Origin of the sequence: Streptomyces sp. BE20 (genome assembly GCF_036322525.1) — a bacterium.
GTDB lineage: Bacteria > Actinomycetota > Actinomycetes > Streptomycetales > Streptomycetaceae > Kitasatospora.
Window position 1 is genome coordinate 1 of sequence record NZ_JAQYWW010000253.1, and the last position, 2,903, is coordinate 2,903.

Consider the following 2,903-nt stretch of genomic DNA (forward strand, 5'->3'; position numbering starts at 1 on the left):
ATCCGATAAGTCGCTCGGATACGCCCGTCTGTCCATGCGCCGCAGAACATCACCCGAACCCCGACTGGCACGCCAGTACGGCCGACGTTCACACGAACGAGCGATCATGAACCGAGAGAAAGCGGACTTAACGTCCACTCAGGTCCAGCCGAACCCGCCGACCCGCGACCGGACGGTCCGCAAGACGCCGCCGGTAGTAGCAGTGCAGCCGCGATGATTTTCGCTCGCACCCCGGGCAGACGGCCGACGCCGCCACCGACCGCACGGCGAGACGAACCTCGCTATCCCCAAGAACCATCTCCTCGACCTCCACGCCGATCCCTGGGAAGAGAAGGTCCGCCACACGCACCGAATCCATCACGCCGAGGTCATGCCCACCGCCCGATCACGCCGGCACGGACCCCTCAATCGGCGACAGAGCCCGGAAATTGATCCAGAACCTCGATTCACCCGTCGCCGAGATGGTCTGCGATCAGGCCGTTGAGGAGCTGCTGTGGGTTCGTGTGACGTGATTGGGCGTGGCTTGGGAATCCAGCGTCGGGAGGATGGGCGTTACGGCATCCGTGGCGGTGTCGGAGGTAGCGTCGGCCGGATCATCCTCGTGCAAGGCTCTCGTTTCGGCCTTGAGGATGCGCAAAGACTTACCGAGCCCCCGTGCCGCATCTGGAAGCTTCTTCGAACCGAAGAGCAGCAAGATCACGAGGATCACGACTACAAGGTGCCAGGGTTCCAGGCCGTTGCGAAGCATGGCATCGGCTCCTTCACTGTCGACGCGAGCGGGGATCTTGCACCACTGCCGCTGAGGCCGTGATGGGCACACCGCCCGAGGTGGCGGATCACGCGGAGGCACTTCCACGAAGAGGTTATTCGATATACGAACATTTGGCCAGGGTTCGCCGGACGTCTTCCCCGGCGCCCTTCGACCTCGCGATAGACGGTGCGACGGCCCGCAGCCGCAGGCGCCTGTCACTAGAGGCCGGGCACATCCTGGGGTTGCTCTGCCCGGCTTCCCCCGAGGTTGTCACCGAGACCCCAGCGCCTACTGATGGCCCAGCCTCACCACCGGCTCATCGCGCTTGGCATCTTGGGCATCCGCATCTTGAACGCCCGGGCCTGGCGGGTATTCTGCACAGCACAGCTGACCGCCGCAGACGCGTTGAGTGCAGGGGCGCGCAGACCACAAGTTGCGTGTACTCGTGCCACTCGTTGCCGAGATTCGGGCAACACGGCCACTCCCTCCCGAGCACTCATGGCGCTACCGAACCGGCCTCCAACAGCAGGCAAGGCGCTCGCCCTCACGGCCCTCCCCGATCCGGGCGGCGTCAGGTCGGCCCCCTTTCGCGCCTTCTCTCCGACCATGTCGGCCTGCCGCCCAGCCCGCACTGCCAGGTCCGTCCCCGGGCCGGGCGCCTCCTCGAAGCCCGTGGAGTCAGTACATGCGCACACCTGACATCTCCCCCGCACTGCGACCGGCCGCGTATCTGTGCAGTCATCCGCGGAACCCGACGGCAGCATCCGGGGGCCGCAAAATGCTCAAGCGCCTCGCCGCTCGGCTCGGCCTTCCGGCTCCGGTGTTCTACCTCGACCGAGCCCACCCGTCCTCCCGGGGCCACCGGGTCCGGCCCCAGTTCGCCGCACTCGTCCGCGCTGTGCTCGACGGCAAGCACCGACTTCTGCTGATTCCGGGGCCCTGGGTCTTCTCCGGCGACGCATGCCGGGTCCGCCTGTCGGTCCGGTTCCTCATGACAGCCGGATGTACCCGGATTCTGATGCTGCCGAGGCACATCACCGCCGTATGGCGGGATCATCCGGCGTCTCGCCGGGAATCCCCGGACAGGCGCCGAGCCACCGAAAGCCCCTTCCATGATCAGCGCCTCGCGAGGCGCGACGGAGCACTCCCCCTCCGGTGAGCCACCTCGCGGTCGGTCGGTCGTCGTCCCCATCCGCAACAGCGGAAGGGAGCCCGGCCATGAAGCTGCCCGACGATCCGGATCGCGTACAGCACGCCGACCCGCCTTATGCGGGGGCGGATCCGCCAGGTCGCCGACATCACTCGACCCGGCCGAGGTCGTCGTCCCCAGATGATTCCGCGGCGGGAGAGTCCGCATCCAGCAATCGTCTGGCGCCGGACCGGGCCGCATCGCGGCCCGGTGCGACGCCGTGCGCCGTGCCGGCACCCCTGGCATGGGGCGTCGAGCCGGTTTTGCCCATGCCCCTCAAGGGGCCCTACCCCGACCGGCCCAGCCTGTCCCCCGCATCACGACCTTGCCGACGCAGGACCCTTCGGCGGAGCCGGTGGGCCAACGCTCACAACATTCGACGCAATGGCCATCGAACAGTGGGCCTGACATTCCGTCAGATGACAGAGGAGTGGCAGGCGCCCCTGTCCACGCCTTGCGGCCGACCGCAACCAGTCGGAGCGCCGACGCGAGGGGACGGCGAGAGGCCGGTTCGGCCGACGAGGATGCGGTCTCGCCAAGAACACGAAACGGCAACACCACTGGTGCTCATTTCGTATATCGAATACGTTAAAGCTGTAGCCCCAAGTGTTACGGCACGGGTTCTGCGCACCGTCCTGAGCCCGGACCGTGACACCGATCCGACCTCCCCCCCTGCACCCACCCGGCGCGGCCGAACCCGCCCGCAGCCCCGCACGAGGAGACCCCCTCATGGCACCACTGCGCCGTAGACTCGCCGCCGCCCTCTCCCTGGCGTCCGCGTTCGCCCTCGCCGCCTCGGCCTGCGCCTCCGGCGGCGGGTCGTCGGAGTCCGCCGGGCCCACCACCGTCACGTTCTGGTCGATGCCCTACTGGATCGGCCAGGACACCAAGGTCAAGGCCCTGGTGGACGAGTTCAACGCCTCCCAGGGCAAGGTGAAGGTCGAACTCACGCTCCTGGAGTGG

The 2,903-nt window shown here is 67.5% G+C and carries 2 protein-coding genes and 1 pseudogene; 1 reads left to right on the forward strand and 2 read right to left on the reverse strand.

Annotated elements, in window-relative coordinates; translation table 11 throughout:
* Positions 1-127: 127 nt before the first annotated feature.
* Entirely contained in the window at positions 128-358 is a 231-nt protein-coding gene (locus PUR61_RS45060) for a transposase family protein (RefSeq protein ID WP_443035101.1), read from the reverse strand.
* 114 nt (positions 359-472) lie between these two features.
* Positions 473-748, reverse strand: coding sequence for a Sec-independent protein translocase subunit TatA (gene tatA / locus PUR61_RS01505; protein WP_329874807.1), 276 nt, complete (start codon positions 746-748; stop codon positions 473-475).
* Positions 749-2,669: 1,921 nt separating this feature from the next.
* Here tatA and PUR61_RS01510 point away from each other — a divergent pair.
* A pseudogene (locus PUR61_RS01510) lies at positions 2,670-2,903 on the forward strand (hypothetical protein); the annotation flags it as partial.